The organism is Conexibacter sp. JCM 18997 (assembly GCF_055391915.1).
In genome coordinates this window covers 1,820,744-1,842,885 of the sequence record NZ_AP043885.1, presented here as the reverse complement: position 1 = coordinate 1,842,885, position 22,142 = coordinate 1,820,744, and the positions used below count along the sequence as shown (strand labels likewise).

Below are 22,142 nucleotides of genomic sequence, written 5' to 3'. Positions count from 1 at the left end.
CGACGCGCCCGATCCGGCCGGCATCAGCCGGCGCCGGATGCTCGGCCTGCTCGGGGCCGGGGCGGTGGTGGGCGCGGCGGCGGGTGCGGGCGGCGCGGCGGTCGCGCTGGGCGCGGACGCGCCCGAGCCCGCCGCGGGCGCCGGCGCGCCGGTGCCGTTCCTCGGGGCCCACCAGGCGGGCATCGCCACGCCGGCGCAGGACCGGCTGCACTTCGCCGCGTTCGACCTCGGTCCGACCGCGACGCGCGCGCAGCTGATCGCGCTGCTGACCACGTGGACCGGCGCGGCCTTCCAGATGACCGGCGGACACGACGTCGGCACCGGTGCCGTCACCGGCGCGCCGGGGGCGCCGCCCGACGACACCGGCGAGGCGCTCGGGCTGGCCGCGGCCCGACTGACGCTGACCATCGGGTTCGGCCCGAGCCTGTTCGGCGGCGCGGACCGCTTCGGCGTCGCCGACCGCCGCCCGGCGCAGCTGGCCGAGCTGCCCGCGTTCGCCGGCGACGCCCTGGACCCGGCGCGCAGCGGAGGCGACCTGTGCGTGCAGGCCTGCGCCGACGATCCTCAGGTGGCGGTCCACGCGATCCGCAACCTGGCGCGCCTGGCCCGTGGGACCGCCTCGGTGCGCTACTCGCAGCTGGGCTTCGGCCGCACCAGCTCGACCTCGACCGACCAGGCCACGCCGCGCAACATGATGGGCTTCAAGGACGGCACCGCCAACATCAAGGCCGAGGACACCAAGGCGATGGACACGCACGTGTGGGTCCAGCCGGGGGACGGGCCGGCGTGGATGACCGGCGGCAGCTACCTGGTCAGCCGCCGCATCCGGATGCTGATCGAGCCGTGGGACTCGACGCCGTTGCTCGAGCAGGAGCGCGTGATCGGGCGCCAGAAGGGCACCGGCGCGCCGCTGGGCCAGGCCCACGAGTTCGACCCGCTGGACCTGGCGGCGATCGATCCCAGCGCGCACGTGCGGCTCGCGCACCCGTCGCACAACGGCGGGGCGACGCTGCTGCGCCGTGGCTACTCGTTCGTCGACGGCACGGACGCGCTCGGCCGGCTCGACGCGGGGCTGTTCTTCCTGGCCTATCAGCGCGATCCGCGCACCCAGTTCGCGCGCTTGCAGGCCTCGCTGGCGGGCAAGGCCAACGACGCGCTCAACGAGTACATCCAGCACGTGGGCAGCGGGCTGTTCGCCTGTCCGCCCGGCGTCCAGCCCGGGCGCTACTGGGGCGAGTCGCTGCTGGGTTAGCCACCCGCCTCCGCGAGCTCCATCAGCCCGTGGAGATGACCGATGACCATCAGCCCGGCGATCCAGCAGCCCAGCACCAGCACGGTGGCGGCCACGGCGAACGCGCGGCGGCGGCGGGGCGGCTGCAGCAGGCTGGCCACCCGATCGACGACGTCGGTCTGCGTCGCGGCCAGCGCCCCGGCGGGCGCCGCGACCGGCGCCGGGGGCAGCGCGGCGGCGGCCAACGCCTGGGCCGCGGTGCGGCGATCGCCGACCGCGCGCGAGGCGACCTCGTCCGCCCAGCGCTCGACGGACAGGTCGATGACCCGGGAGACCGGGCGCATGAACGGGTTGGCCGCCGCGGCCAGGCGCCCGAGCTGGACGTACAGGTGGTGGCGGTGGCGCAGGTGGGCGGCCTCGTGGGCCAGCAGCACCCGCCGCTGCGGGGCGCTCAGGCGCTGGAGGATCCCGGTGGAGACGACGATGCGCTGATGGCGGCCGGGAACGGCGTAGGCGAAGGGCGACGGGTCGGCGATCACGACGAGGCCCTCCTGGGCGGGAACGCCGGCCACGGCCGCGCTCGTGCGCCGCAGCTCGCGCGCCACCCGCACGATGCGCCGGATGGCCGAGGCGAGCAGCACCGTGGCGATCAGGCCGCCGAGCAGCCCGGCGGCCGGGTGGATCGGCAGCCGCGCGCGCATCGCCTCGGGCGACCAGTGGCCCAGTCCCGAGAGCAGCGGCACCTGGGCCAGCCCGACGATCCCCACCAGGCAGAGCAGCAGCCCGGTGACCAGCGCGACGGACAGAGCCAGCGCGGTCAGCAGCACCGTGGCGGTGGCCGGGGCCAGCCGCCGGGCGGCGGCGCGGCTGAGCGTCGCCGCCGCGGCGCCCACGCCGAGCGGCACGAGGGCCAGCGCGACCAGCGCCAGATCGGACCGCGGGGTCACGTCGCCCGTTCGGCGTCGTGATCGTCCAGCAGCGCGCGCAGCAGCGTCTCGCTCTCGGGATCGAGGCTGTCGACGAAGCGCGACAGGACGCTGGCCCGGTCCTCGCCGCCCTCCAGCAGGCGGTGCATCTGATGCGCGGTGACGCTGGCCTGGGCGCCGGTCTGGTCGCCGGCCAGCGCGTAGGCGTAGGCGCGGCCCCGCGCGGTGCGGGTCAGCGCCTGCTTGGCGTACAGCCGCGAGAGCGTGGTCATGACCGTGCTGTAGGCCAGCTCGCCGCCCAGCTCGGCCTGGACGTCGGCCGCGGTCATCGCGTCGGCGCTGGCCGCCAGGCAGGCGATGATCTCGCGCTCCAGGCGGCCATTGGGCCGGCTGCGCCGGGGGCTCATGTGGTGGGGGAGTCCATCGGTGTTCGGGTGACCTTCTGGCGCCACCAGTCTGCCACCTGGGGCGCCAGTCGGCACACCAGCCAGGCGGCGGCCAGGCCGATCGCCGCGCCGGCCAGCACGTCGGACGGGTAGTGCAGGCCGAGCACCACGCGGGCGGCCGCCAGGGCCGCGGCGGCGACGAGCACGGGGAACCAGCGCCAGCCCAGCCGCAGCATCAGCGTCCCGGCGATCGCGAACGCCGCGGTGGCGTGATCGCTGGGGAAGCCGGCATCGGCCGCGTGCTGGACGAAGGACGTGATCTCGCCGGCGTGGCCGACGAACGGACGGGGCCGGTCGACGGCGATCGACACGAGGTGGGTGACGACCAGCGCCACCCCAGCCGACAGCACGGCCAGGCCCCCGGCGACGACGAGCGGCGCGCGGCGCAGCGCCCCGCCCGCGACGATCAGCACGGCGCACAGCGCGAGGAACAGGGGCTCGGACAGGTTTGCGTACAGGCCCGCCGCGTCCTCGAGTCCGTCGTGGGTGGCGGCGAGATGGTTGCCCTGCTGGGTCAGGAAGAGGTCAAGGCCGGCGACCGGTGTGAACATCGACCCAGTGTGGGTCCGCGCCCCTGATCACAACATGAACGCCCGCTCGATCCGCAACAGCGGAGCGGGCTGGTCCAGCAGCTCCTGCGCCCGCGCGCGGAAGCGCTCCACGTTGCGCAGCTTGATGTCCTCGTAGCCGCGCACGAGGTCGGGCAGGGCGGCGATCTCGGCCACCCAGGCCGCGTTCTGCGGCGTCAGGCGCTGCAGCGCGGTCTCGACCAGCTCGGTGTACTCGCCGATCAGCGCCCGTTCGACGCGGCGGACCTCGGCCCGGCCGAACGGGTCCAGGCGGGTCCCGCGCAGCCGGCGGCCGCGGCGCAGGGCGCCCAGCGCCGGCCGGGCCGTGGCGCCGAAGCGGATCTTGCGGTCCAGACCCAGCGCGCGGAGCATCGGCGGGTGGAGCATCACCTGGACCTTGGCGTCCGGGCCGAAGGCGTCGTCGCGACGGGCGACCTCCACCGCATCGAGGTGCAGGCGCGCGACCTCGTACTCGTCCTTGTAGGCCATCAGCTTGTGCAGGCCGCGGGCGAAGGCCTCGGCGATCGCCGTCTCCGTGTCCCCGAGCGTGCGGCGCTCGCGCGCGGCGACGCGCTGGACCGCCTCGACGTAGCGGCGGGCGTAGCGCGCGTCCTGGTAGGCGACGAGGTCGGGGACGCGGATCTCCAGCAGGCGGCGCAGCTCGCCGCGCGCGTCGACGCTCTCGATCAGCGCGCGCGTGCGCTCGTCGGGCGCCGGCGGCTCGGGCACGGCGGGGGCCGCGGCCCGCTGGACGGCCACCGGATCGACCACGGCGCCGCGACCCCAGCGGAACGCCGCCAGGTTCGCGTCGACCGCCGCGCCGTTGAGGCGGATGGCCTGCTCGATCGCGTCCGCGCTGAGCGGCAGGCAGCCGTGCTGGTAGGCGGCGCCGACCAGGAGCATGTTGGCCGGCATGTGATCGCCGAACAGCCGCTCGGCCAGCTGCTGCGTGTCCAGGTACAGGTTCTCGTCGGCGCGGGTCGACCGGCCGATGCGCCGCAGCGCGCGCTCGACCTCGGGGAAGCGCACGTCCGGGTCGGTGACCATGCCCGCCGTGGGCGACTGGGCCGTGTTGACGATCGCCACCGTGCGCGCCGGGTCGGCGACCAGCAGCGTGCTCGCCGCGGTCGCGCCCAGCAGGTCGAGGCCGAGCAGCACGTCGGCCGAGCCGGCGGTCCCGCGCAGCTGACCGGTGATCGGCGTCGTCGAGAGGTGGATGTCCGACAGGACCGGGCCGCCCTTCTGGGCCAGCCCGGTCTGCTCGAGCCCGGCCGCGTGGCGGCCGTCGAGGTGCGCGGCCATCTGCAGGATCTGCGAGACGGTGACCACCCCGGTGCCGCCGATGCCGGGCATCCGGATCAGCACGCGGTCGGCGGACACGCGCAGCTGGGGCTCGGGCAGGTCCACCGGTGGATCGGGCGCCGGGCGCGGCCGGGCGCGACCCGCCTTCGGCGTGACCATCAGGAACGACGGGCAGTCGCCCTTCAGGCAGGAGAAGTCCTGGTTGCAGGAGGCCTGGTGGATCGCGGTCTTGCGGCCGAACTCGGTGTCCACCGGGACCACCGACAGGCAGGTGGACTGCTCGCCGCAGTCCCCGCAGCCCTCGCACACGCGCTCGTTGATCCACACGCGCTCGGCCACCGCCGGCAGCTTGCCGCGCTTGCGCAGCCGGCGCTCCTCGGTGGCGCAGCGGTCGTCGTGGATCAGCACGGTCACGCCGGCGACGGCGGCCAGCTCGCCGGCCACGTCGGCCAGCTCGTCGCGATGGCGCACGCTGGCGATGGGGTCGATGGCCACGTCGCGGTAGCCGGCGGGCTCGGGCGTGGTGATGACGATGCGCCGCACGCCCTCCAGGGCCAGCCAGCGCGTCAGGGCCGGGACGTCCAAGCGGCCTTGGGCGACCTGGCCGCCGGTCATCGCGACGGCGTCGTTGTAGAGGATCTTGTAGGTCATCGTGGCGCCGGCGGCGACCGCCGCGCGGATGGCCAGCGAGCCCGAGTGATGGAACGTGCCGTCGCCCAGGTTCTGGGTGAAGTGCGCGTCGTCGGTGAAGTGCTGCAGGCCGAACCACTGGGCGCCCTCGCCGCCCATCTGCGGCATGCCCAGCAGCTGGCCGCGCTGGCGGCTGTCCAGCGCGATCATGGCGTGGCAGCCGATGCCGACGCCGACGAGCTGGTCGTCCTCGGCCTTCGTCGACGCGTTGTGCGGACAGCCGGAGCAGAAGTACGGGGTGCGCGCGGGGAGGGTGGCCAGCGTGCCGGTCTCGCGGGTGCGCCCGGCGAGCTGGTCCAGGCGGGCCAGCGCGCGCTGGGGAAGACGGTCATGGGCCAGGACGCGGCACAGGGCGCGGGACACGTCGTCGGCGGTCAGGGTCCCGCGCGAGGGGATCAGCGGGCGGCCCTCGGTGTCCTCCTGGCCGACGACCACCGGCGCGTCGGGCTGGCGGTAGAGCGCGTCGCGCACCGCGGTCTCCACGAACGGGAGCTTGTCCTCGACGACCAGCACCGTCGACGCGCCGCCCAGCAGCGTGCGCAGCTCGTCGCGATCGATCGGCCAGGGCAGGGCCAGGCGGATCAGGCGCAGGCCGGCGCGCCCGCAGGCGTCCTCGTCGAAGCCGAGCTCGTCCAGCGCCCGCAGGACCGCCTGGTGGGCGCTGCCCGCGGCGATGACGGCGACGTCCGTGCGGTCGGGCGCGATCGTCACGCGGTTGAGGCCCGCGCGGCGCACGTAGTCGCGCACCAGCGCCAGCCGGGCGGTCATCAGGTCGTGCTCGGCGTCGAGGTTGGTGGGCGCCAGCAGCACCGGGGGCGACCACTCGCGCGCGGTCGGCGGCGGGATCGCCTCCAGCAGGCCGCTGACGTCGACCAGCGCGGAGGCGTCGGCGATGTCGGCCACGATCTTCAGGCCCGTCCACAGCCCGGCGGCCCGCGAGATGGCCACGCTGTGCAGCCCGAACTCGAGCAGCTCGCCGATCGTGCCGGGGGCCAGCAGCGGCATCAGCAGGCTGCGGCACATCGGCTCGCAGGCGCTGGGCAGGGTGGAGGACTTGCTTGCGGGGTCGTCGCCGATCCAGGCCACGGCGCCCCCGAGCGGCGCGGTGCCGCTCGTGTTGGCGTGGCGCAGCGCGTCGGCCGCGCGGTCGAGCCCCGGGTTCTTGCCGTACCAGAAGCCGACCACGCCGTCCTGGCGGCGCCGGTCCAGCTCGCCCACCAGCTGGGTGCCGCCGACCGCGGTCGCGGCAAGCTCCTCGTTGAGGCCCGGCTGGAAGACCACGCCGGCCGCGTCGAGGTGCGCCTGGGCCCGGGCGAGCTCGAGATCGAGCGCGCCCAGCGGCGAGCCCTGGTACCCGCTCACGTACACGCCGGTGCGCAGGCCGCGGCGGTCGTCGAGGCGGCGCTGGTCGAGCGTCAGGCGCACCAGCGCCTGCACGCCGGAGAGCATCACGGTGCCGGACTGCGCGGCGTACTTGTCGTCCAGCGTCACGTCCGCCCGGATCTCGGTGGCGCTCATGGGCATACTGAACGCCTCCCGTCGGACGACGTCTACGGAGCTGCGAGGATCCGGCGGCCACGCGCAGGAAACATGCGCCGCACACCGGCATCCGCGCAGGAAACATGCGTACAGTTCGGAGCGACATGACGCTGCCCGAGCTCGACGACATCGACCGGCGGATCCTCGACCTGCTGCGCGCCGACGCCCGCCGCACGGTGGCCGACATCGCCCGCCAGGTGAACCTGTCCCAGGCCCCGGTCGCGCGCCGCATCGACCGGCTGGAGGCGACCGGCGTGATCGCCGGCTACACGGTCCTGGTCAACCAGGAGAAGATCGGCCAGCAGATCGAGGCGATCACCGAGCTGCACTTCGCGGGCACCACCAGCGTCGACGAGATCACCGCGACCGCGTCGAGCCTGCCCGAGGTGCGCGCGATGTTCATGACCGCGGGGGAGGCCGACGCGCTGGTGTGGCTGCAGGTCCAGGACCTGTCCGACCTCAAGCGGGTGATCGACCAGCTCCGCCACCGCAGCGGGGTCACCGGCACGAAGACCCTGATGGTCATCGACCGATGGACCCCGCCCGGGCGGCCCTTGACCTGACCGCCCGTCAGGCACCCGCGGTGAAGACCAGGTGCCGCCCCTGGCGCGCCACCGACAGGTCGTCGCCGGCGTAGCCGAACGCGACGGTGCCCTCCAGGACGCTGGTCACGAGCTGCTCGAGCGCCGCCTGCTCGGGCTCGCAGGCCATCATCGTCAGGGCGATCGGCTCGAAGACGCCGAGGCCGTCGTCACCCACCTGGACGCTGCCGCCGCCGCGGTTGCAGCCGGCGAAGACCTGCGCGCGGTTGCCATCGATGCGCAGCGTCGGCGCCTGCGCGCCGCCGGGCACCGGCGTGACCGTGCCGTCGCGGTCGACGACGTGATCGAGCGTCCAGTCGGTGCCCTTGATCGGCGGCGGCGTGTCGATCGTGCCCTGCTGCAGCGTGATGCGGACGTCGCCGTCGGTCAGCGTCAGCTGGTCGCCGTCGAGCGTCGCGGTGGCGCCGCCGGCCAGGAGCTGGGACAGCCAGCGGTCCTGCTCCTGCAGCGCGGGTTCACAGGCCATCAGCGTGCCGGCCGCTTCGCCGTCCAGCTGGATGCGGTCGCCAGCGACCTTCCACCCGGCGCGCAGGCTGTTGCAGCCGGCGCTGAACACGAGCAGGTCGGGGTCGAACGTGAGCGTCAGCCGGCTGCCATCGGCCAGGGTGTGACCGTCCACGGACGTGCTCACGAACGTGCGGTTGTTCAGCGCGCTGAGCGAGGCGGCGGATCCCGTCGCCGTGGTCGACGCGTCGTCGTCGGAGGAGCCCCCGCAGCCGCTGGCGGCGAGCAGCAGGGTGGCCGCGGCGGCGGTGGCGAGGGGCAGAAGACGGGGCATGGGTGGGGGAACCTCGGGGGGTGGTGGGGCTCAGCGGTTGCGCTCTCGGGCGATGTCCAGCAGCGCCCCGCGCTCGTAGAAGTCGACGGCGACCAGACCCGGCGCCAGGCCGCGCTCGCGCGTGCAGCGGGCGATGCGCTGCTCCAGGAAGCTGCGCCGACCGATGCGCGCGTTGTCGCTGACGCGGGGCGGGAAGCGGTCGATCCAGTGGTTCATCAGCAGGATCGGGCTGTCGGCATCGCCGCGCCAGCGATCGCAGCTCAGCTCGGAGGGCCGGGTGGCGCCCAGCGGCGTGTCCTGGATGAACGAGAAGGCGGGCAGGTACCAGGGATAGCCGCCGCCGTGGTTCTCGGCGAACACGATCAGGCGCTGGTCGCGGTCGATCAGCTCCTGCAGCGTGGGCAGCGGCTCGGCCCGGTCCAGCACGGCGGCCTGGCGCAGCAGGCCGGCGTCGCGCAGCGCCCCCTTGATCCGGGCCGGGGCCACGTAGTCCTCGACGATGACGCTCAGCACGTCGTCGGGATGGGTGTCCAGGAACCGCCGGATCACGCCGAGCTCGGCGTCCAGCGGCTCGGCCCCGAGCTCGCACAGCGTGTGGCACAGGTACAGCTCGCGGGGCCCGGTGAGGTCGCCGACGCCGATGCGGCCCGCCACCGCCTCGGCCGCGCGCACCGCCTCGGGTCCGATCTCGGCCACGACCTTGTTGGGGGTCGTGTTCTCGCTCTGCAGGTCGGTGCGCACGCGCCCCGTGGCGGGATCGCGCACGCCCCAGTGCACGTCGAGCGTCAGGCCGCGGATGCCGTCGCGCAGCTGGCGCTCGATGTCGCGTGTCTGGTTGGGGAACAGCCACCCGCCCTGGTCGGAGGCGGCGTAGGAGTTGTGCGTCGCGGGCCAGAAGACGGCGTCGACGCGGGTGTCGCACAGCCGCTTGGACCCGTTGCAGCCCTCGCTCGGAAGCGCCGGCGCCGCGGCCGGCAGCTGCGGCGCGCTCAGACCGGCGGCCGCGGCGGCCGTGGCGGCCAGCAGCAGCACCGAGACGGCCAGGCCGGCCAGGAGCCCGTCGCGGCGGCGGCTCGGCGGCGCCGGCGCCGCGGGGTCGCCCGGCTGGGCCAGGCGGCCGACCAGCCGCGCGCCGACGTCGCGCAGGCCGAGGAAGATCAGGCCCGCGCCGACGACCACGATGATCGCCCGCAGCGCCAGGCTGGGCGCGAGCACGCAGGCCAGCCCGGCGGCGACGAGCGTGCCGCGGCGTACCCACGGCTCGTCCCAGGCGCGCACGCCGAGCCGCAGCGCGCGCGTGCCCACGCCTTGGGGGCGGGCCAGGCCGGCGGCCAGCGCGGCCAGCACCAGGCCGCCCGCGGCGACGAGCAGGCCGGCGGTGCGCAGGTCGCCGAACAGCGCCTTCCACAGCGCGTCGATCGCGTCGCGCTGGTCGCCGGCGTCGAGGCTGAGCTTGCGCGAGATGGCGCCGGTGGCCAGGTCGCCCACCAGCACGACGAAGGCGGCCATCAGCAGGCCCGCGCCGATGAACGCGGCGCCGAGGTGGCCCGTGGCCCGCCGCCGGTCGCGCGCGATGGCCAGCGCAGCCACGATGGCCAGCAGGCCGCCGCCCAGCAGCCACCAGGCCCAGCCCGACGCGTCCACCGCGTCGCGCACGATCCGCATGGCCCGGTTGTCGCGGTCGACGCGCGTGAGCACCGGGCGCACGTCGCCCGAGGTCCGCGAGGCCAGGCGCGGCGACACGCTGCGCAGCGCGGCGAGGATCTCCCGGCCGGTGCCCTCGACGCGCACGATCAGGCTGCCGTCGCCGCGGATCAGCGCCCGATGGGTGTCGGCCAGCCCGAACGCCACGACGCGCCGGAACGCCGGCGTGTCGACGAGCGCGCTGGTGACCGTGACCAGCAGCGGCTGCACGGCGACCAGATCGCCGTGGCTGCGCGACAGGAGCGCGCCGACCGCCTGGTCAGAGACGACGGTCCGCACGGCGGGATCGTCGAGCGCCGAGGTGACGCGCGCGGCGAAGTGGTCCTCGTCGGCCACCTCGCGCTGCACGTAGAGCAGCACGCCGCCGGTCGCGACGAGCACGCTCGCCGCGACCAGCAACACGATCGACATCCATCCGCGCCATCCCAGCCGCGCGCGAGCGGGCAGGGCGCTCATGGCCCCGACCTTACCGACGCGGCGTCACGAATCAGCCGGCGCTGACCGCGTACAGCGTGCCGCCGCTGACCGTGACGTCGGTCACCGCGGTGCCGTGTGACTCGACCCAGGCGGTCAGGTCGCTGGCGCCGCCGCCACCCGGACCGCCGCCGCCGTTGCTGGAGACGAGCACGTACTTCAGCTCGCCGTCCTCGACCATCTGGGCCAGCTGGTCAACGGTCGGCGCCGGGTCGCTGCCGCTGAAGCCGCCGATCGTCACCACGGGCTGACCGGTGGCGATGATGATCGACGCGGTCGTCTGCGACCCGGTCGCCGCCAGCAGGTACTTGGCCGAGCCCTGGTTGGCCTCCAGGTAGGAGATCACCTCGTCGCTGATCGACCCGCCGCCGCCCAGCGCGCCGCCACCGCTCGGTGCGGTGCCGCCGGACGGGGGCGCCGCACCGCCTGGCGGCGTGCCCATCGCGGGTCGCATCCCGCCGCCACCGCCGCCACCGCCGCCGCCGCCGCCCGGGCCGCCGAAGGAGCCCTGGCCCGCGTCGGCCGGTCCGGCCAGCACGTTGTTGCCGTTCAGCGAGCGGCCGAGGTTGGCGAACGCGTAGGCCGCGGGACCCGCGGTGACGGCGAGCAGCCCGGCGATCGCCGCGGCGACGACCAGGCGCCGGCCCCAGCGGGCGTCGGCCCAGCGCAGCCCGATCGACGCCGCCAGCGCGACCGCCGTGACCGCGGGGATGGCCACGCGCACGCACGGGACGAAGGTGTCCGTCCGGGCCAGCAGCTCGACGGACAGGTACGCGGTCCCGGCCACCGAGGCGGCCAGCACGACGTGCGCCACGACCGACGTGCGCGCGGCCCGCAGCAGCAGCACCAGGCCGATCGCGCTGAGGCCGGCGATGGCCGGCGCCATGGCGCTGGTGTAGTACGGGTGGAAGATGCCCTTGGCCGTCGAGAAGACGACCAGGTGCACCAGGAGCCAGACGCCGAGCAGGACCACGACCGCGCGGGCGCGATCGATCCGCGGGGCGTGGCGCAGCAGCACCAGGCCGGCGCCGAGCGAGACGATCGCCAGCGGCAGCAGCCAGGCGATCTGGGCGCCGACGGTCTCGTTGAACATCCGCCACAGCCCCGGCGTGCCGCCGAAGCTGGCCCCGCCTCCGCCACCGCCCATGCCGGACTCGTTGCCGGTGATGCGGCCGAAGCCGTTGTAGCCGAAGACCAGGTTCCACACCGAGCCGTCCTGGGAGCCGCCGATGTACGGGGTCGAGCCGGGCCACAGCGCGACGGCCACCGGCCAGGCGGCGGAGACGACCACCATCACGACACCGGCCAGCGCGAGCTGACGCAGGCGCACGACCAGGCGGGGCGGCCCGGCCAGCAGGTACACGGCGCCCAGCGCCGGGACGATCATCCAGCCCTGCAGCATCTTCGTCATGAACGCCAGGCCGACGGCCGAGGCCGCCCACAGCAGCCACCGCGTGCGGCCGCTCTCGACGGCGCGCATGGTCAGGTAGGCCGCGGCCACGAGCAGCAGGATCAGCAGCGCGTCGGGGTTGTTGACCCGCCCGATCGCCACGGTGATCGGGGTCAGGGCCAGCAGCGCGCCGCCGATCAGGCCGGCCGACGCCGCGACGGATGCGCCCAGGCGCTCCTCCAGCGCACGACGGATCGTCGCGTACAGCAGCCCGACGGAGGCCAGCGTGCACAGCGCCTGGGGCAGCAGCATGGCGAAGCTGCCGAACCCGAGGACGCGGGTGGACAGGCCCATCAGCCAGATCGACAGCGGCGGCTTGTCGACGGTGATGAAGCTGCCCGGATCCAGCGCGCCGAAGAACCAGGCCTTCCACGAGACCGACGCCGACTTCACCGCCGCCGCGTAGTACGTGTTGGAGTAGCCGTTCTCCGCCAGGTTCCACAGGAGCAGCACGGCGGCCAGCGCGAGCACGGCCAGCAGGGACGGTCGCACCCAGGCGGCGTCAGCGGGGCGGCCCCGCACGATGCCGCGCAGGCGGTCGGACACGGAGGTGCCGCGGGCCACGCGGCGCGCCGAGGTCGGCGCCGGCGCGGTGACGGCATAGGTCTCGCGCCGGGAGTGGGAGGTCTCGAACATGTGATCACCCTCGACCCGCGCGATGGGGGCGGCGTGGGAGCCGCCTGAGAGGTCCCTGTGGACCCGGCGCTACGGCGCGCTGATCGCGGCGGCCGCCAGCTCCTGGCGGCTGGTCACGCCGAGCTTGCGGTAGCTGTTGGAGAGGTGCATCGCCACGGTGCGCGGGGAGATGAAGCCCGCCTCGGCGATCTGGCGGTTGGTCAGCCCCTCGCTGGCCAGGCGGGCGATGCGCTGCTCGGTCGGGGTCAGCGAGTCCGCGCCGCGGGTGCGCGCCCGGCGCGGCCGGGCGCCGGCGGCCAGCAGCTCCTCGCGCGCCCGGGCGACCAGCGGCGCCGCGCCGCAGCGGGCGGCCGCGTCCATGGCCTGGGTGAGCGGCCCGCGCGCCTCCACCGCGTGACGGCGGGAGCGCAGCGCGGCGCCCAGATCCAGCAGGGCGCGGGCGTGGTCGAGGTGGGCCGACGAGCCCTCGAGCAGGTCGGCCGCCTGCCGCAGCAGGTCGATGTCGCGATCGACGAGCCCGGCGCTGTGGACCGCCACGCCGATCACCTCGGCCGAGCCGAACGCCTCCGCGCGGACGCGGTGCTCGCCGGCCAGCGCGCGGGCGGCGTCGCGGTCGCCGAGCAGCAGTTGGGCGTCGACGGCGATCGGGCGCCAGGGCACGTAGCTGGGGCAGGCGCCGCCGAAGTCCTGCTCGAACACGCGGCAGACCTCGAGCTGGTCGAGCGCCGCCCGGGCGTCGCGCTCGGCCAGCGCGACCAGGGCGCGGGCCAGCAGCAGCTGCTGGTCGGGCGCGGCGCGTGGATCCTCGGTGCCGTCGTCGAACTCGGTCAGCGCCGCGCGCGCCTCGGCGACGCCCTGACGGTGCAGCACCGTCTGCGCCAGCGCCCCGACCGTCGCCATGTGCAGGACGGGGTTCATCAGCCGCGCGCCGGGGATGTCGACGACCCCGCGCAGGTCGGCCTCGGCTTCGGCCAGCTCGCCCAGGCGCAGGTAGCTCCAGCCGCGCATCGTCGTGGCGCGCGCGAAGCTGGCCGCCGAGCCGCGCTCCTGCGCGTAGGCCGCGGCGCGGGTGAGGCCGTCGATCCCCAGGGCCGGCGCTCCGGCGCAGGTCGCCGCCATCGCGGCCAGCTCGTGGGTCGGCGCCAGCAGCTGGTTCTGCTGGCGCAGCAGGTCATCGGTGGAGAGCGCGCGCGTGGCCAGCGCGAGCGCCTGGTCGGCCGGGCCCCCGGTGGCGGCGAGCTCGAGCGCCAGGATGGCCACCAGGTGCTGCTCCTCGGGCCCGAAGTCGGTGCGGGCGCGCAGCTCCTCCAGCGCGCCGGCCGACGGCACGCGCGACGCGGCCGACCCCGACGAGGTGACCAGCAACGCCCCGATCGCGTGCTCGCGGGCCCCCGGCGGCAGGCTGTCCGCCAGATCGGCCACCATCTGCGCGCCCCGGCTGGTGTCGACGGTCCACTGCACGACCATCGCGTGCTGCAGCGCGACCACCGCGCGCTGCATCGGGTCCGAGGCCGCGGTGACGGCCTCCTCGAGATGGCCCAGCGCGGCGGGCATCAGCCCCAGGTGCATCTCCGCGGTGGCCAGGTCGCTGAGGACGCCGACGCGGTGCTCGGGGCCGGCCGGCTCCTCCAGCGCGCGCTGCAGGTAGACGACGGCCACGTCGGGCGCGCCGCGCTCGATCCCGCGCGCGGCCGCCTCGCGCAGGATGGCCACGGCGCGCTGGTCACCCAGCGGCTCGGCCAGCCGCAGGTGATGCGCCGCCGCCTCGCGGTCGCCCGCGTCGGCCAGCAGGGCCGCGGCGCGGGCGTGCCAGCGCGCGCGCTCGCCCGGGGCCAGCGCGTCGTAGACCGCGGTGCGCAGCAGGGGATGCACGAAGGTCAGCGGACGCGTGTCGACGAGCAGGCGCTCGGCCACCAGCAGCGCCACACCGCTCTCGCCGTCGGCATCGGGCACGCCGGCCAGCGCGCAGGCCAGGCGGTAGCTGGCCGACGGTCCGAGCACGGCGACGGCGCGGGCGATCGCCGTCGCGTCCGGGCCCGCTCCGGCCAACCGGCGGCGCACCGCGACGCCCACCTGGCCGGCCCCGACCGCGTCCAGATCGGCGATCTCGACCGCCGAGCCACGCACCCCGCGGGCGGCCAGCTCGTCGGCCAGCGAGTGGATCAGGAAGGCGTTGCCGCCCGCGGCCCGCCGGCAGGCGGCGGCGAAGACGGCGTCGACCGGGCCGCCGAGCGTGTCGGACACGATCGCGCCGACCGAGGCCACCGACAGCGGCGGCAGCGTGCGCCGCAGCACGCCCGGCGCGTCGCGCAGCGCGTCGGTCTCGCGCGCGGCGGAGGCCGGGCGGGAGGCCAGCACGACCAGGCAGGGCAGGTCAGCCAGGCGCGCCACCAGGTAGTTGAGGAACCGAGCGGACGGCGCGTCGCACCACTGCACGTCGTCGACGACGAGCACCAGCGGGCCCGCCTCGGCCAGGTTGACGGTCAGCCAGTGCAGGCCGTGGAGCACCGCGCCGACCGCGTCGGGGTCCTGGGCGGGGCCGCCGCCACCGCCGAAGACGCGCTCGCACAGGGCGGCCGGACCGCGCAGGAGCTCGGTCCGGCGGTCGCCCTGCAGCGCCGGAGCGAACAGCTCACGCACGACGCCGAACGGCGTGTCGCCCTCGAGCTGGCCGCCGGCCGCGCGCAGCAGCGTGGTGGCGCCGTCGTCGGCCGCCTCGGTCAGCGCGTTCAGCAGCGCGGTCTTGCCGATGCCCGCCTCACCCTCCACGAGCACGACGCCGCCACGGCCGGTGCGCGCGTCCTGCACCAGCCCGGTGAGCTCGGCGAGCTGCGATTCGCGTTCCAGCAGCGGGGCGGACACCCCGCATGTCTAACAGAGAACCCGGCCGCCACCGGCGCTCACAGGCGCCGGTGGCGGCGGGCGGCGTCAACGGGCGGCGCGCCGGCGCAGCGTGACGCTGGTGCGCAGGCCGCCGCCGGCCCAGGCCGCCCGCAACGTGACCAGCGTGCCCTTGCGCAGCTCGCGGCGTCCGACCCGCGTCCGGTGCATCGTCAGCCGGGCCGAGCCGGCGGCCGTGCGCGCGATCGTGCCGCGGGCCAGCAGGTGGGCGCGCTTGGCGTGCGGCGCGCGCCCGGTCCAGGTGACCGTGATGCGCCCGGCGGCCGGCCAGGCGAACGCGTGGACGCCGCCGGTGTGGCGCACGCGGCCGCCGCGGATGCCGGCCAGCAGCATCGCCTGCAGGTCGGCCACGGTCAGGCGCGCCGGCGGGGCCTCCACCACCGGGGGGATCTCGGACGCGGCCTGCTCGGCCTCGACCGGCGGGGTGACGTCGCCACCGGACGGGGTGACGATCGCCGGGCCGCCCGACGGCGGGGTCGCGGCCGGCGGCACGACGGTCGGCGGAACCACCGCCGGCTGGCGCTCGTAGGCGCCCATGTCCTGGCGCGCGACGCCGTCGTCGTCACCGTCGACCGGCCGCGGGTTGCCGTCCAGGTCGGTGGGCTGGCTGGCGAACCCCGGGTCGCCCGCATCGATGGCCGGCGAGGAGGCGCGCAGGTGCAGGTCCGTGGGCCAGTTGACGAACGGATCGAAGTCCTCGACGTTGCCGCTGCCCTCGACGATCCCGCCGGTGCCGGCGCCCATCGAGCTCGACGTGTTGGCCAGGAACAGCGAGCTGTCGACGGTGATGCTGGCGTTGGCGCCGGCCACGCCGATCCGGCGGAACGGACGGCTGAGGACCGAGAAGATCGAGTTGCGCGCGGTCACCGTGGTGCTGCCGCCCGTCTCGTCGCACTCGGCGTAGATGCCGGTCGTGGTGCCGCCGCTGGACGCGCTGAACGTGACGTGGTCGAGCTCGACGGTCGTGGTGTTGCCGGGCTGGCAGCGCGCGTCGAGGGCGCCGAACCCGCCGGCGTAGGTCTCCCAGCTGGAGTCGCTGATGACCGCCCCGCCCCGCAGCGTCTGCAGCAGCGATCGCCCGGCGCCCGACACGCGCCGGATGGTCAGCGTTCCGCCCGTCCCCGTCTTGGTCACGCCCCAACCGGTCGGCGTCGACAGGGTCGAGTCCGTCACGGTGGGGGCCACGCCGCCGACGGCGCCGGCCTCGACGCCGATGGCCGGGTTGCCGGTGAGCGTGGCGGTCAGCCGACGGATCGTCACCGGTCCCGTCGCGTGGACCCCGACGGAGACGTCCGTGCCCCCGTCGACGGTGATGTCCTGGATCACCCCGGGGGCGGACCCCGTGTTGGAGACCGCCGTGCTCTGGGCGCCGATGCCCGGCAGGTGGAAGGTCAGGCCGGAGACGTTCAGCCGGCTGCCGCTCATCACCGTGCCCACGCCGGGCAGGCCGGAGATCTGGGTGGTGGCCTGCCCGTCGCCGACCACGGTCAGCGGGTCGGCGGTGACCCGGGTCAGGCCGCCGGCCATCACCTGGTAGCTGCCGGCGTGGATGTTCAGCGTGTCGGCGGTGCCGTCGTCGGGGTCGCTGAAGGCCATCGACAGGTTGGCTCCAACGTCCACCTGCCCGGCCGGGCAGCTGAACGCGGCGGAGTGCGCGCAGTAGGTCGTGGCCTGCGAGACGGCGGGAACGGCGAGGCCGGCGAGGAGGATCGGCGGCACGAGGAGACGGCGGGAGATGTTCATGCGGCCAACCAACCAGCGGGGCGGCGTGCGCGATACGGCAGACCATGCTGGGATTTGGAACCTATGAGCGCACGAGTGAACAGCGAACTGCTGTTGGTCGGGAGCCTGCCCGCCGATTCGACGGAGGCGGCCTTCCGCTACGGCGCCGAGCAGTTCGGCGACCTGGTGTTCGCGCTGCCCGACGGGGAGACCGGACCGCGGGCCGCGTGGGTGGGCTACGAGCGCGAGCACCTGGCCCGCCCGAATCCCGACGTCGTGGTCGTCGAGGAGACGGCGTCGCCCACGGGCATTCCCCGCCACGCCTACGAGACGCCGATCTTCGCGGTGCGCGAGGGTGTCGATGCGCTGCGCTGGGCGTCGTGGCCGCGCATCGACGACGCGATCGCCTCCTACGCGGTGTTCCGGCGCCTGCGCGACGAAGGCGTCATCCCCGCCGGGCTGCGCTTCCAGGTCGGCCTGCCGTTCCCGTCCAGCGCGCTGAACGCGTTCAAGGCCGACTTCGGGCGCGACTACCCGAAGGCCGCGGCCGGCTTCGAGGAGCTCGTCGGGCGCGAGCTGGCCCGGCTGGTGCAGGCGATCCCGCCGGCGGACCTGGCCATCCAGTGGGACAACGCGTACGAGACGCAGGACATCGAAGGGGTGCTGGCCTGGACCGAGGGCGACGCCTGGCAGCGCTTCGCCGGACCGGTCGCGCGGCTGACCCGCCAGATCCCCGAGGAGGTCCTCGTCGGGTACCACCTGTGTTACGGCACGTTCCCGGAGTGGCCGATGTACGAGCCGCAGGACATGGGCGTGCTCGTGCGGATGGCCAACCACGCCGTGGCCGAGTCGGGCCGGCCGGTCGACTGGCTGCATCTGGCCGGCCCGCGCTACCTGCGCAGCGAGGACGAGCGCTTCTTCGCCCCGCTGGCCGACCTCGACGCGCCCGACACCCGCGTCTTCCTGGGCATCGTCCTGCCCATCGACGGGCTCCCGGGCCTGCGCCGCCGCCACGCCACCGCGTCGAAGTTCCTGCCCGACTTCGGCGTGGCCATGTACTGCGGCTTCGGCCGCCAGCCCGGTCGCGGCGGGGAGGAGACGATGCGCGAGCACCGAGATGTGGTCGGCGCTTATATAAGTGAGCGCTGATACATTGGCGCTGTGCACGCGTTCGACGTCCTCGGCGATCCGGTCCGCCGGCGCCTCCTCGAGCTGCTCGCCGACGGCGAGCGCTCGTCGGGCGAGCTGACCGAGACGGTCCGCGCCGAGTTCGGGATCACCCAGCCTGCCGTCTCCCAGCACCTGCGGGTGCTGCGCGAGTCCGGGTTCGCGACGGTTCGCCCGCAGGGGGCCCGCCGGCTGTACGCCGTCGACGCCGCGCCGCTGCGCGACGTCGACGCCTGGCTGGGGCGCTTCCGCGCGTTCTGGACGCCGCACCTCGACGCGCTGGCCACCGAGGTCGCGCGCGGAAAACGCCAACGCCGCATGGACGGGGAGTCACCTTGATCGACGTCGACCAGCAGATCATCAGCAGCCGCCGCACGGTCGGCGGGCGCACGCTGGAGGCGGGCGAGGCCCGCGTGGTGACGATCAGCCGGGTGTACGACACGACGCTGGAGGACCTGTGGGACGCGTGCACGAACCCGGAGCGCATCCCGCGCTGGTTCCTGCCCGTGTCGGGTGACCTGCAGGTCGGTGGGCGCTACCAGCTGGAGGGCAACGCCGGCGGCACGGTCCAGCGCTGCGACCCGCCGACCGGGTTCGACGCGACGTGGGAGTACGGCGACGAGGTCAGCTGGATCGAGCTGCGCCTGGCGCCCGAGCCCGACGGCGGCACGCGCTTCACGCTGGACCACATCGCGCACGTCGACGACGAGCGCTGGGCCCAGTTCGGCCCGGGGGCGGTCGGCGTCGGGTGGGACCTCGGCTTGCTGGGCCTGGGCCTCCACCTGGCCGGCGGCGGCGAGCCCGTCGACCCGGCCGCCTTCATGGAGTGGAGCGGCTCCGACGAGGGGCGGCGGTTCATGACGCTGGCCAGCGAGGCCTGGGCCCGGGCCAGCGCCGCCGCGGGCGCGGCGACCGAAGCGGAGGCCCAGGCCGCGGGGACCCGGACCACCGCCTTCTACACCGGCGCGCCGAGCTAGGTCGTCAGGCCGCCGGCGGCGGGTCCACGACGGTGATGTAGTTGCCGTCGGGGTCCGGGAACATGAACATCAGCGGGGTGTTGGGCATCTCGAACGGCGGGTCGCCGGCCACGCCCAGCGCCTTCAGGCGCTCGTACTCGGCGCGCACGTCGCCGGACTCGACGCCGATGCCGCCACCGCCCGGGGTGGCCCCGTTCATCGGGGGGTTCAGCGACAGGCGGGCGACCGACCCCGGCGGCGCCACCTCGACCCAGCGGTACTCGCCGTTGGGGCCGAACGCCGTGTCGCCGCGCAGCTCGAAGCCGAGCTTCTCCACGTAGAAGCCGATCGCCGCGTCGACGTCGGAGACGGTGAACATGACGACGCCGATGTTCGACAGCGTCGTGGGGGCCTGCGTGAGATCGCTCATGCGCCTACAGACCGCGGGCGCGGCCCGAACTCATCGCTCGGCGATCTCCAGCGCCGACAGCTCGCCGTTGAAGCGCTCCACCCACTCCTCGGAGAGCTCGTCGGCCTGCACCGACAGGCGGGGCGCGCTGATCGACAGCGTCTCCCCGGGATCGACGTCGAGGTGCGCCAGGACCCGGCGGATCGTCGGGTCGAACGCCTCGGCCAGCTGCTCGTAGGTGACCTTCAGCGGTGTCTGGCCCAGGCCGAGGAAGTAGGCGTCCCACGACGCGTCGTGGGCGGTCAGCTGGCGCACGAGGAAGTTGATCGCGCGGAAGGAGTACAGAAGCTCGGCAGGTGGCTCGCCGTCCGCTCCGGCGTCCCGGCGCCAGGCCTGCGTCTGCACCGCCTTCCACAGCGACACGGCCTGGCGGACCTTGTCGTCACGGGTGATCTGGACGTAGCGCAGGTCCGGGAACGAGCGGCTCAGCAGCTCGGGGATCGTCAGGCCGGCGTTGCCCGGGATCCCGCGCAGCAGCGTGGCGAAGTCACCCAGGTAGCCCCACATGAGCTTGGCCCCGAACACGCCGTTGGGCGTCGTGCCCTGCGCCAGCGCCCAGGCCAGGTAGCGGTCGTAGGTCTCCGGTGCCCACAGCTCGTGCGGCGTCGGCTCGCGCCCGTCGGGCATCTCGCGAAAGGCCAGGCGCTCGATGATGTTCGCGTGGCGGCCGGGGTCGAAGTACTCGTGCGGCCGGCGCGGGCGCCCGGAGTGGCGCAGCGCCTCGAAGTACTCCTCGGGGTGGCCGGCCAGCCCGATCTGGTCGAGCAGGTGGCACAGCAGCGTGCTGCCGCTGCGCGGCGTCGCGCAGACGAGATACGAGCGGTCGGTCATGGGTTCGCGTCAACCCTACCCAACCGATCGGTAATTGGGGGTTAAAGAATCAGGCGTCGAGCACGCTGTGCGCGAAGCGCACGACCATGGCGCCGTCGCCCACCGCGCCCGCGACGCGGTTGGCCGCGCCGGCCCGCACGTCGCCGGCGGCGAAGACGCCCGGGCGGACCGTCTCCAGCAGGTGCGGCTCGCGGTCGCGCAGCGGCCAGGTCAGATGGCCGGCGCAGTCGGCGGCGCCGTTGCCGCAGATCACGTACCCGGCCGGATCGAGGGCGAGCATGCCCTGGGCCGCCTCGGTGCACGGATCGGCGCCGATCATCACGAACACCGCCGAGACGTCGACGTCGGTCTGGCTGCCGTCGCGGTTGTCGGTCAGCGTGGCCGACTCGACCACCGCGGTGCCACGGACCGCCGCGACCTCGGTCTCGGTCAGGATCTCGATCGTCTTGGAGCGCTCGAGGCGATCGACGAGGTACTGCGACATCGTCGACTTCAACGACGTGCCGCGCACGACGACGCGCACCGACCGGGCCCGCGTGGACAGGTGCACGGCCGCCTGGCCGGCGGAGTTGCCGCCGCCCACCACGATCACGTCCTCGCCGCGGCAGCGCTCGGCGTCGCTGGGCATCGCCGCGTGGTAGACGCCGGCGCCGCGGTAGCGCTCGACGCCCTCGGCCTGCAGCTCGCGCCAGCGGGCGCCCGTGGCCATCACGACGCAGCGGCCGAGCACGTGCTGGCCGTCGTCGAGGTCTACGCGGACGAGCCCCTCCGGGCCGGTGGCCAGCTCGGTCGCGCGGTGGAAGCTGGACAGGACCGCGTCGAAGCGCCGCGCCTGGAGCGTCGCCTTCTGGGTCAGCTCGGCGCCCGAGACGCCGCTGGGGAACCCGAGGTAGTTCTCGATGCGCGTGCTCGTGCCCGCCTGGCCGCCCGGGGCCCAGGCCTCGGCGACCAGCGTGCTCAGGCCCTCCGATCCGCCGTACACCGCGGCGGCCAGCCCGGCCGGCCCGGCGCCCAGCACGACGAGGTCGAAGCGCTGGCCGTCGACCTCGGCCCGCAGGCCCAGGTTGCGGGCCACCTGGGCCGCTGACGGGTTGCGCATCACGTTGGTGGCGTGGACGAGGACGGGCGTCTCCTCGCGCGAGATGCCCAGCCACTCCAGCATCTGGGCGCTCTCCTCGTCGGTGTCGGCGTCGTACCAGCGGACGGGGAGGAGGTTGCGCTCGAGCAGGTCGCGGACGTCGAACGCGCGCCGCGAGTCGCGCCCGGCGATCAGGCGCATGACGCCGTGGCCGGACTCGATGTGCCAGGCGCGCCGGGCCAGCAGCGTGGCGAAGACGTGCTCGCCGAACTCCGGCCAGCGGGCGACCATGTCGCGCAGCTGCGGGCGGCTGAAGGCGATCACGTCGGTCGGCTCGACGGCCACGCAGGCGCTGATCGACGGCTCGCCGGTGAACGCGGCGATGTCGCCGACGAAGGTGCGGCTGTCGGCCTGGGCGACGTGGACGTCCTTGCCCGGCTTGCGTTCGACGAACTCGACCAGGCCGCGCTCGATCACGTAGAACGGCGCGTCGCGCACGGCGTGCTCGTAGAGGACGTCGTCGGGCGCGAACGACTTGCGGTGCCCCTGCTTGGCCAGCCACGCGAGCTTCGTGTCCGACAGCCGCGGATACATCAGCTCGTCGCCGAGGTCGGGGAATGGCTCGGCCCGGTACACCTGCGTCGTCGGTGCGATGGCCATGGAACCGAGGG

17 protein-coding genes are annotated in these 22,142 nt (G+C 74.8%); 5 read left to right on the top strand and 12 right to left on the bottom strand.

The window, feature by feature from the left end; genetic code table 11:
• The first annotated feature begins 37 nt into the window (after nt 1-37).
• The gene (gene efeB, locus ACZ5UI_RS09555) at nt 38-1,252 is read left to right on the top strand and encodes an iron uptake transporter deferrochelatase/peroxidase subunit (RefSeq protein ID WP_464197796.1); all 1,215 of its coding nucleotides are present in this window, start codon (nt 38-40) and stop codon (nt 1,250-1,252) included.
• On the opposite strand, the gene ACZ5UI_RS09550 is transcribed toward efeB, so the two are convergent.
• The 4 genes from ACZ5UI_RS09550 to ACZ5UI_RS09535 are packed head-to-tail and all read right to left on the bottom strand — an operon-like array spanning nt 1,249 to nt 6,682.
• Complete coding sequence (locus ACZ5UI_RS09550) at nt 1,249-2,178, bottom strand: M56 family metallopeptidase (RefSeq protein WP_464196621.1); 930 nt, start codon at nt 2,176-2,178, stop codon at nt 1,249-1,251. The two genes, efeB and ACZ5UI_RS09550, sit on opposite strands and share 4 nt — an antisense overlap.
• On the bottom strand, nt 2,175-2,564 hold the full coding sequence (locus ACZ5UI_RS09545) for a BlaI/MecI/CopY family transcriptional regulator (RefSeq protein WP_464196619.1): 390 nt from the start codon (nt 2,562-2,564) through the stop codon (nt 2,175-2,177). The genes ACZ5UI_RS09550 and ACZ5UI_RS09545 overlap by 4 nt, the downstream gene beginning before the upstream one ends.
• Nucleotides 2,561-3,154 carry a phosphatase PAP2 family protein gene (locus ACZ5UI_RS09540; RefSeq protein WP_464196617.1) on the bottom strand — a complete coding sequence of 198 codons (594 nt, stop codon included), beginning with the start codon at nt 3,152-3,154 and terminating at the stop codon, nt 2,561-2,563. Before ACZ5UI_RS09540 ends, ACZ5UI_RS09545 begins: the two co-directional genes overlap by 4 nt.
• Nucleotides 3,155-3,181: 27 nt before the next feature.
• Nucleotides 3,182-6,682, bottom strand: a complete 3,501-nt coding sequence (locus tag ACZ5UI_RS09535; protein WP_464196615.1) for an indolepyruvate ferredoxin oxidoreductase family protein — start codon at nt 6,680-6,682, stop codon at nt 3,182-3,184.
• Between the two features lie 125 nt (nt 6,683-6,807).
• Here ACZ5UI_RS09535 and ACZ5UI_RS09530 point away from each other — a divergent pair, with 125 nt between their 5' ends.
• A complete protein-coding gene (locus tag ACZ5UI_RS09530; RefSeq protein ID WP_464196613.1) occupies nt 6,808-7,266 on the top strand; it encodes an Lrp/AsnC family transcriptional regulator in 459 nt (152 codons plus the stop codon).
• Nucleotides 7,267-7,273: 7 nt separating this feature from the next.
• Here ACZ5UI_RS09530 and ACZ5UI_RS09525 read toward each other — a convergent pair whose 3' ends face one another.
• From ACZ5UI_RS09525 to ACZ5UI_RS09505, 5 genes are all read right to left on the bottom strand, one after another.
• Nucleotides 7,274-8,083, bottom strand: coding sequence for an META domain-containing protein (locus ACZ5UI_RS09525; RefSeq protein WP_464196611.1), 810 nt, complete (start codon nt 8,081-8,083; stop codon nt 7,274-7,276).
• Nucleotides 8,084-8,113: 30 nt separating this feature from the next.
• Nucleotides 8,114-10,243, bottom strand: a complete 2,130-nt coding sequence (locus ACZ5UI_RS09520) for a PI-PLC domain-containing protein (protein ID WP_464196609.1) — start codon at nt 10,241-10,243, stop codon at nt 8,114-8,116.
• A 31-nt stretch (nt 10,244-10,274) separates the two neighbouring features.
• The gene (locus ACZ5UI_RS09515) at nt 10,275-12,347 is read right to left on the bottom strand and encodes an ArnT family glycosyltransferase (RefSeq protein ID WP_464196607.1); all 2,073 of its coding nucleotides are present in this window, start codon (nt 12,345-12,347) and stop codon (nt 10,275-10,277) included.
• A 69-nt stretch (nt 12,348-12,416) separates the two neighbouring features.
• A complete protein-coding gene (locus ACZ5UI_RS09510; protein WP_464196605.1) occupies nt 12,417-15,209 on the bottom strand; it encodes a helix-turn-helix transcriptional regulator in 2,793 nt (930 codons plus the stop codon).
• 66 nt (nt 15,210-15,275) lie between these two features.
• On the bottom strand, nt 15,276-16,991 hold the full coding sequence (locus ACZ5UI_RS09505) for a choice-of-anchor Q domain-containing protein (RefSeq protein ID WP_464196603.1): 1,716 nt from the start codon (nt 16,989-16,991) through the stop codon (nt 15,276-15,278).
• Between the two features lie 75 nt (nt 16,992-17,066).
• Here ACZ5UI_RS09505 and ACZ5UI_RS09500 point away from each other — a divergent pair, with 75 nt between their 5' ends.
• From ACZ5UI_RS09500 to ACZ5UI_RS09490, 3 genes are read left to right on the top strand one after another with little or no spacing between them, the layout of a single operon-like run.
• On the top strand, nt 17,067-18,119 hold the full coding sequence (locus ACZ5UI_RS09500; protein WP_464196601.1) for a hypothetical protein: 1,053 nt from the start codon (nt 17,067-17,069) through the stop codon (nt 18,117-18,119).
• 12 nt (nt 18,120-18,131) lie between these two features.
• Nucleotides 18,132-18,476 (top strand): ArsR/SmtB family transcription factor, encoded by a 345-nt coding sequence (locus tag ACZ5UI_RS09495; RefSeq protein WP_464196599.1) that lies wholly within the window; start codon nt 18,132-18,134, stop codon nt 18,474-18,476.
• Nucleotides 18,473-19,114, top strand: coding sequence for an SRPBCC family protein (locus ACZ5UI_RS09490; RefSeq protein WP_464196597.1), 642 nt, complete (start codon nt 18,473-18,475; stop codon nt 19,112-19,114). Before ACZ5UI_RS09495 ends, ACZ5UI_RS09490 begins: the two co-directional genes overlap by 4 nt.
• 4 nt (nt 19,115-19,118) lie before the next feature.
• Here ACZ5UI_RS09490 and ACZ5UI_RS09485 read toward each other — a convergent pair whose 3' ends face one another.
• The 3 genes from ACZ5UI_RS09485 to ACZ5UI_RS09475 are packed head-to-tail and all read right to left on the bottom strand — an operon-like array spanning nt 19,119 to nt 22,131.
• On the bottom strand, nt 19,119-19,523 hold the full coding sequence (locus ACZ5UI_RS09485; protein ID WP_464196595.1) for a VOC family protein: 405 nt from the start codon (nt 19,521-19,523) through the stop codon (nt 19,119-19,121).
• 30 nt (nt 19,524-19,553) lie between these two features.
• The gene (locus tag ACZ5UI_RS09480) at nt 19,554-20,393 is read right to left on the bottom strand and encodes a Stf0 family sulfotransferase (RefSeq protein WP_464196593.1); all 840 of its coding nucleotides are present in this window, start codon (nt 20,391-20,393) and stop codon (nt 19,554-19,556) included.
• A gap of 49 nt (nt 20,394-20,442) precedes the next feature.
• Nucleotides 20,443-22,131, bottom strand: a complete 1,689-nt coding sequence (locus ACZ5UI_RS09475; RefSeq protein ID WP_464196591.1) for an FAD-dependent oxidoreductase — start codon at nt 22,129-22,131, stop codon at nt 20,443-20,445.
• Between the last annotated feature and the right edge of the window lie 11 nt (nt 22,132-22,142).

What these genes read in the sequence shown, in the direction of transcription:
- efeB (WP_464197796.1), top strand. Translation starts at nt 38, where the DNA reads ATGCTCGGCCTGCTCGGGGCCGGGGCGGTGGTGGGCGCGGCGGCGGGT.
- ACZ5UI_RS09545 (WP_464196619.1), bottom strand. Translation starts at nt 2,564, where the DNA reads ATGAGCCCCCGGCGCAGCCGGCCCAATGGCCGCCTGGAGCGCGAGATC.
- ACZ5UI_RS09540 (WP_464196617.1), bottom strand. Translation starts at nt 3,154, where the DNA reads ATGTTCACACCGGTCGCCGGCCTTGACCTCTTCCTGACCCAGCAGGGC.
- ACZ5UI_RS09535 (WP_464196615.1), bottom strand. Translation starts at nt 6,682, where the DNA reads ATGAGCGCCACCGAGATCCGGGCGGACGTGACGCTGGACGACAAGTAC.
- ACZ5UI_RS09530 (WP_464196613.1), top strand. Translation starts at nt 6,808, where the DNA reads ATGACGCTGCCCGAGCTCGACGACATCGACCGGCGGATCCTCGACCTG.
- ACZ5UI_RS09525 (WP_464196611.1), bottom strand. Translation starts at nt 8,083, where the DNA reads ATGCCCCGTCTTCTGCCCCTCGCCACCGCCGCCGCGGCCACCCTGCTG.
- ACZ5UI_RS09520 (WP_464196609.1), bottom strand. Translation starts at nt 10,243, where the DNA reads ATGAGCGCCCTGCCCGCTCGCGCGCGGCTGGGATGGCGCGGATGGATG.
- ACZ5UI_RS09515 (WP_464196607.1), bottom strand. Translation starts at nt 12,347, where the DNA reads ATGTTCGAGACCTCCCACTCCCGGCGCGAGACCTATGCCGTCACCGCG.
- ACZ5UI_RS09505 (WP_464196603.1), bottom strand. Translation starts at nt 16,991, where the DNA reads ATGAACATCTCCCGCCGTCTCCTCGTGCCGCCGATCCTCCTCGCCGGC.
- ACZ5UI_RS09485 (WP_464196595.1), bottom strand. Translation starts at nt 19,523, where the DNA reads ATGAGCGATCTCACGCAGGCCCCCACGACGCTGTCGAACATCGGCGTC.
- ACZ5UI_RS09480 (WP_464196593.1), bottom strand. Translation starts at nt 20,393, where the DNA reads ATGACCGACCGCTCGTATCTCGTCTGCGCGACGCCGCGCAGCGGCAGC.
- ACZ5UI_RS09475 (WP_464196591.1), bottom strand. Translation starts at nt 22,131, where the DNA reads ATGGCCATCGCACCGACGACGCAGGTGTACCGGGCCGAGCCATTCCCC.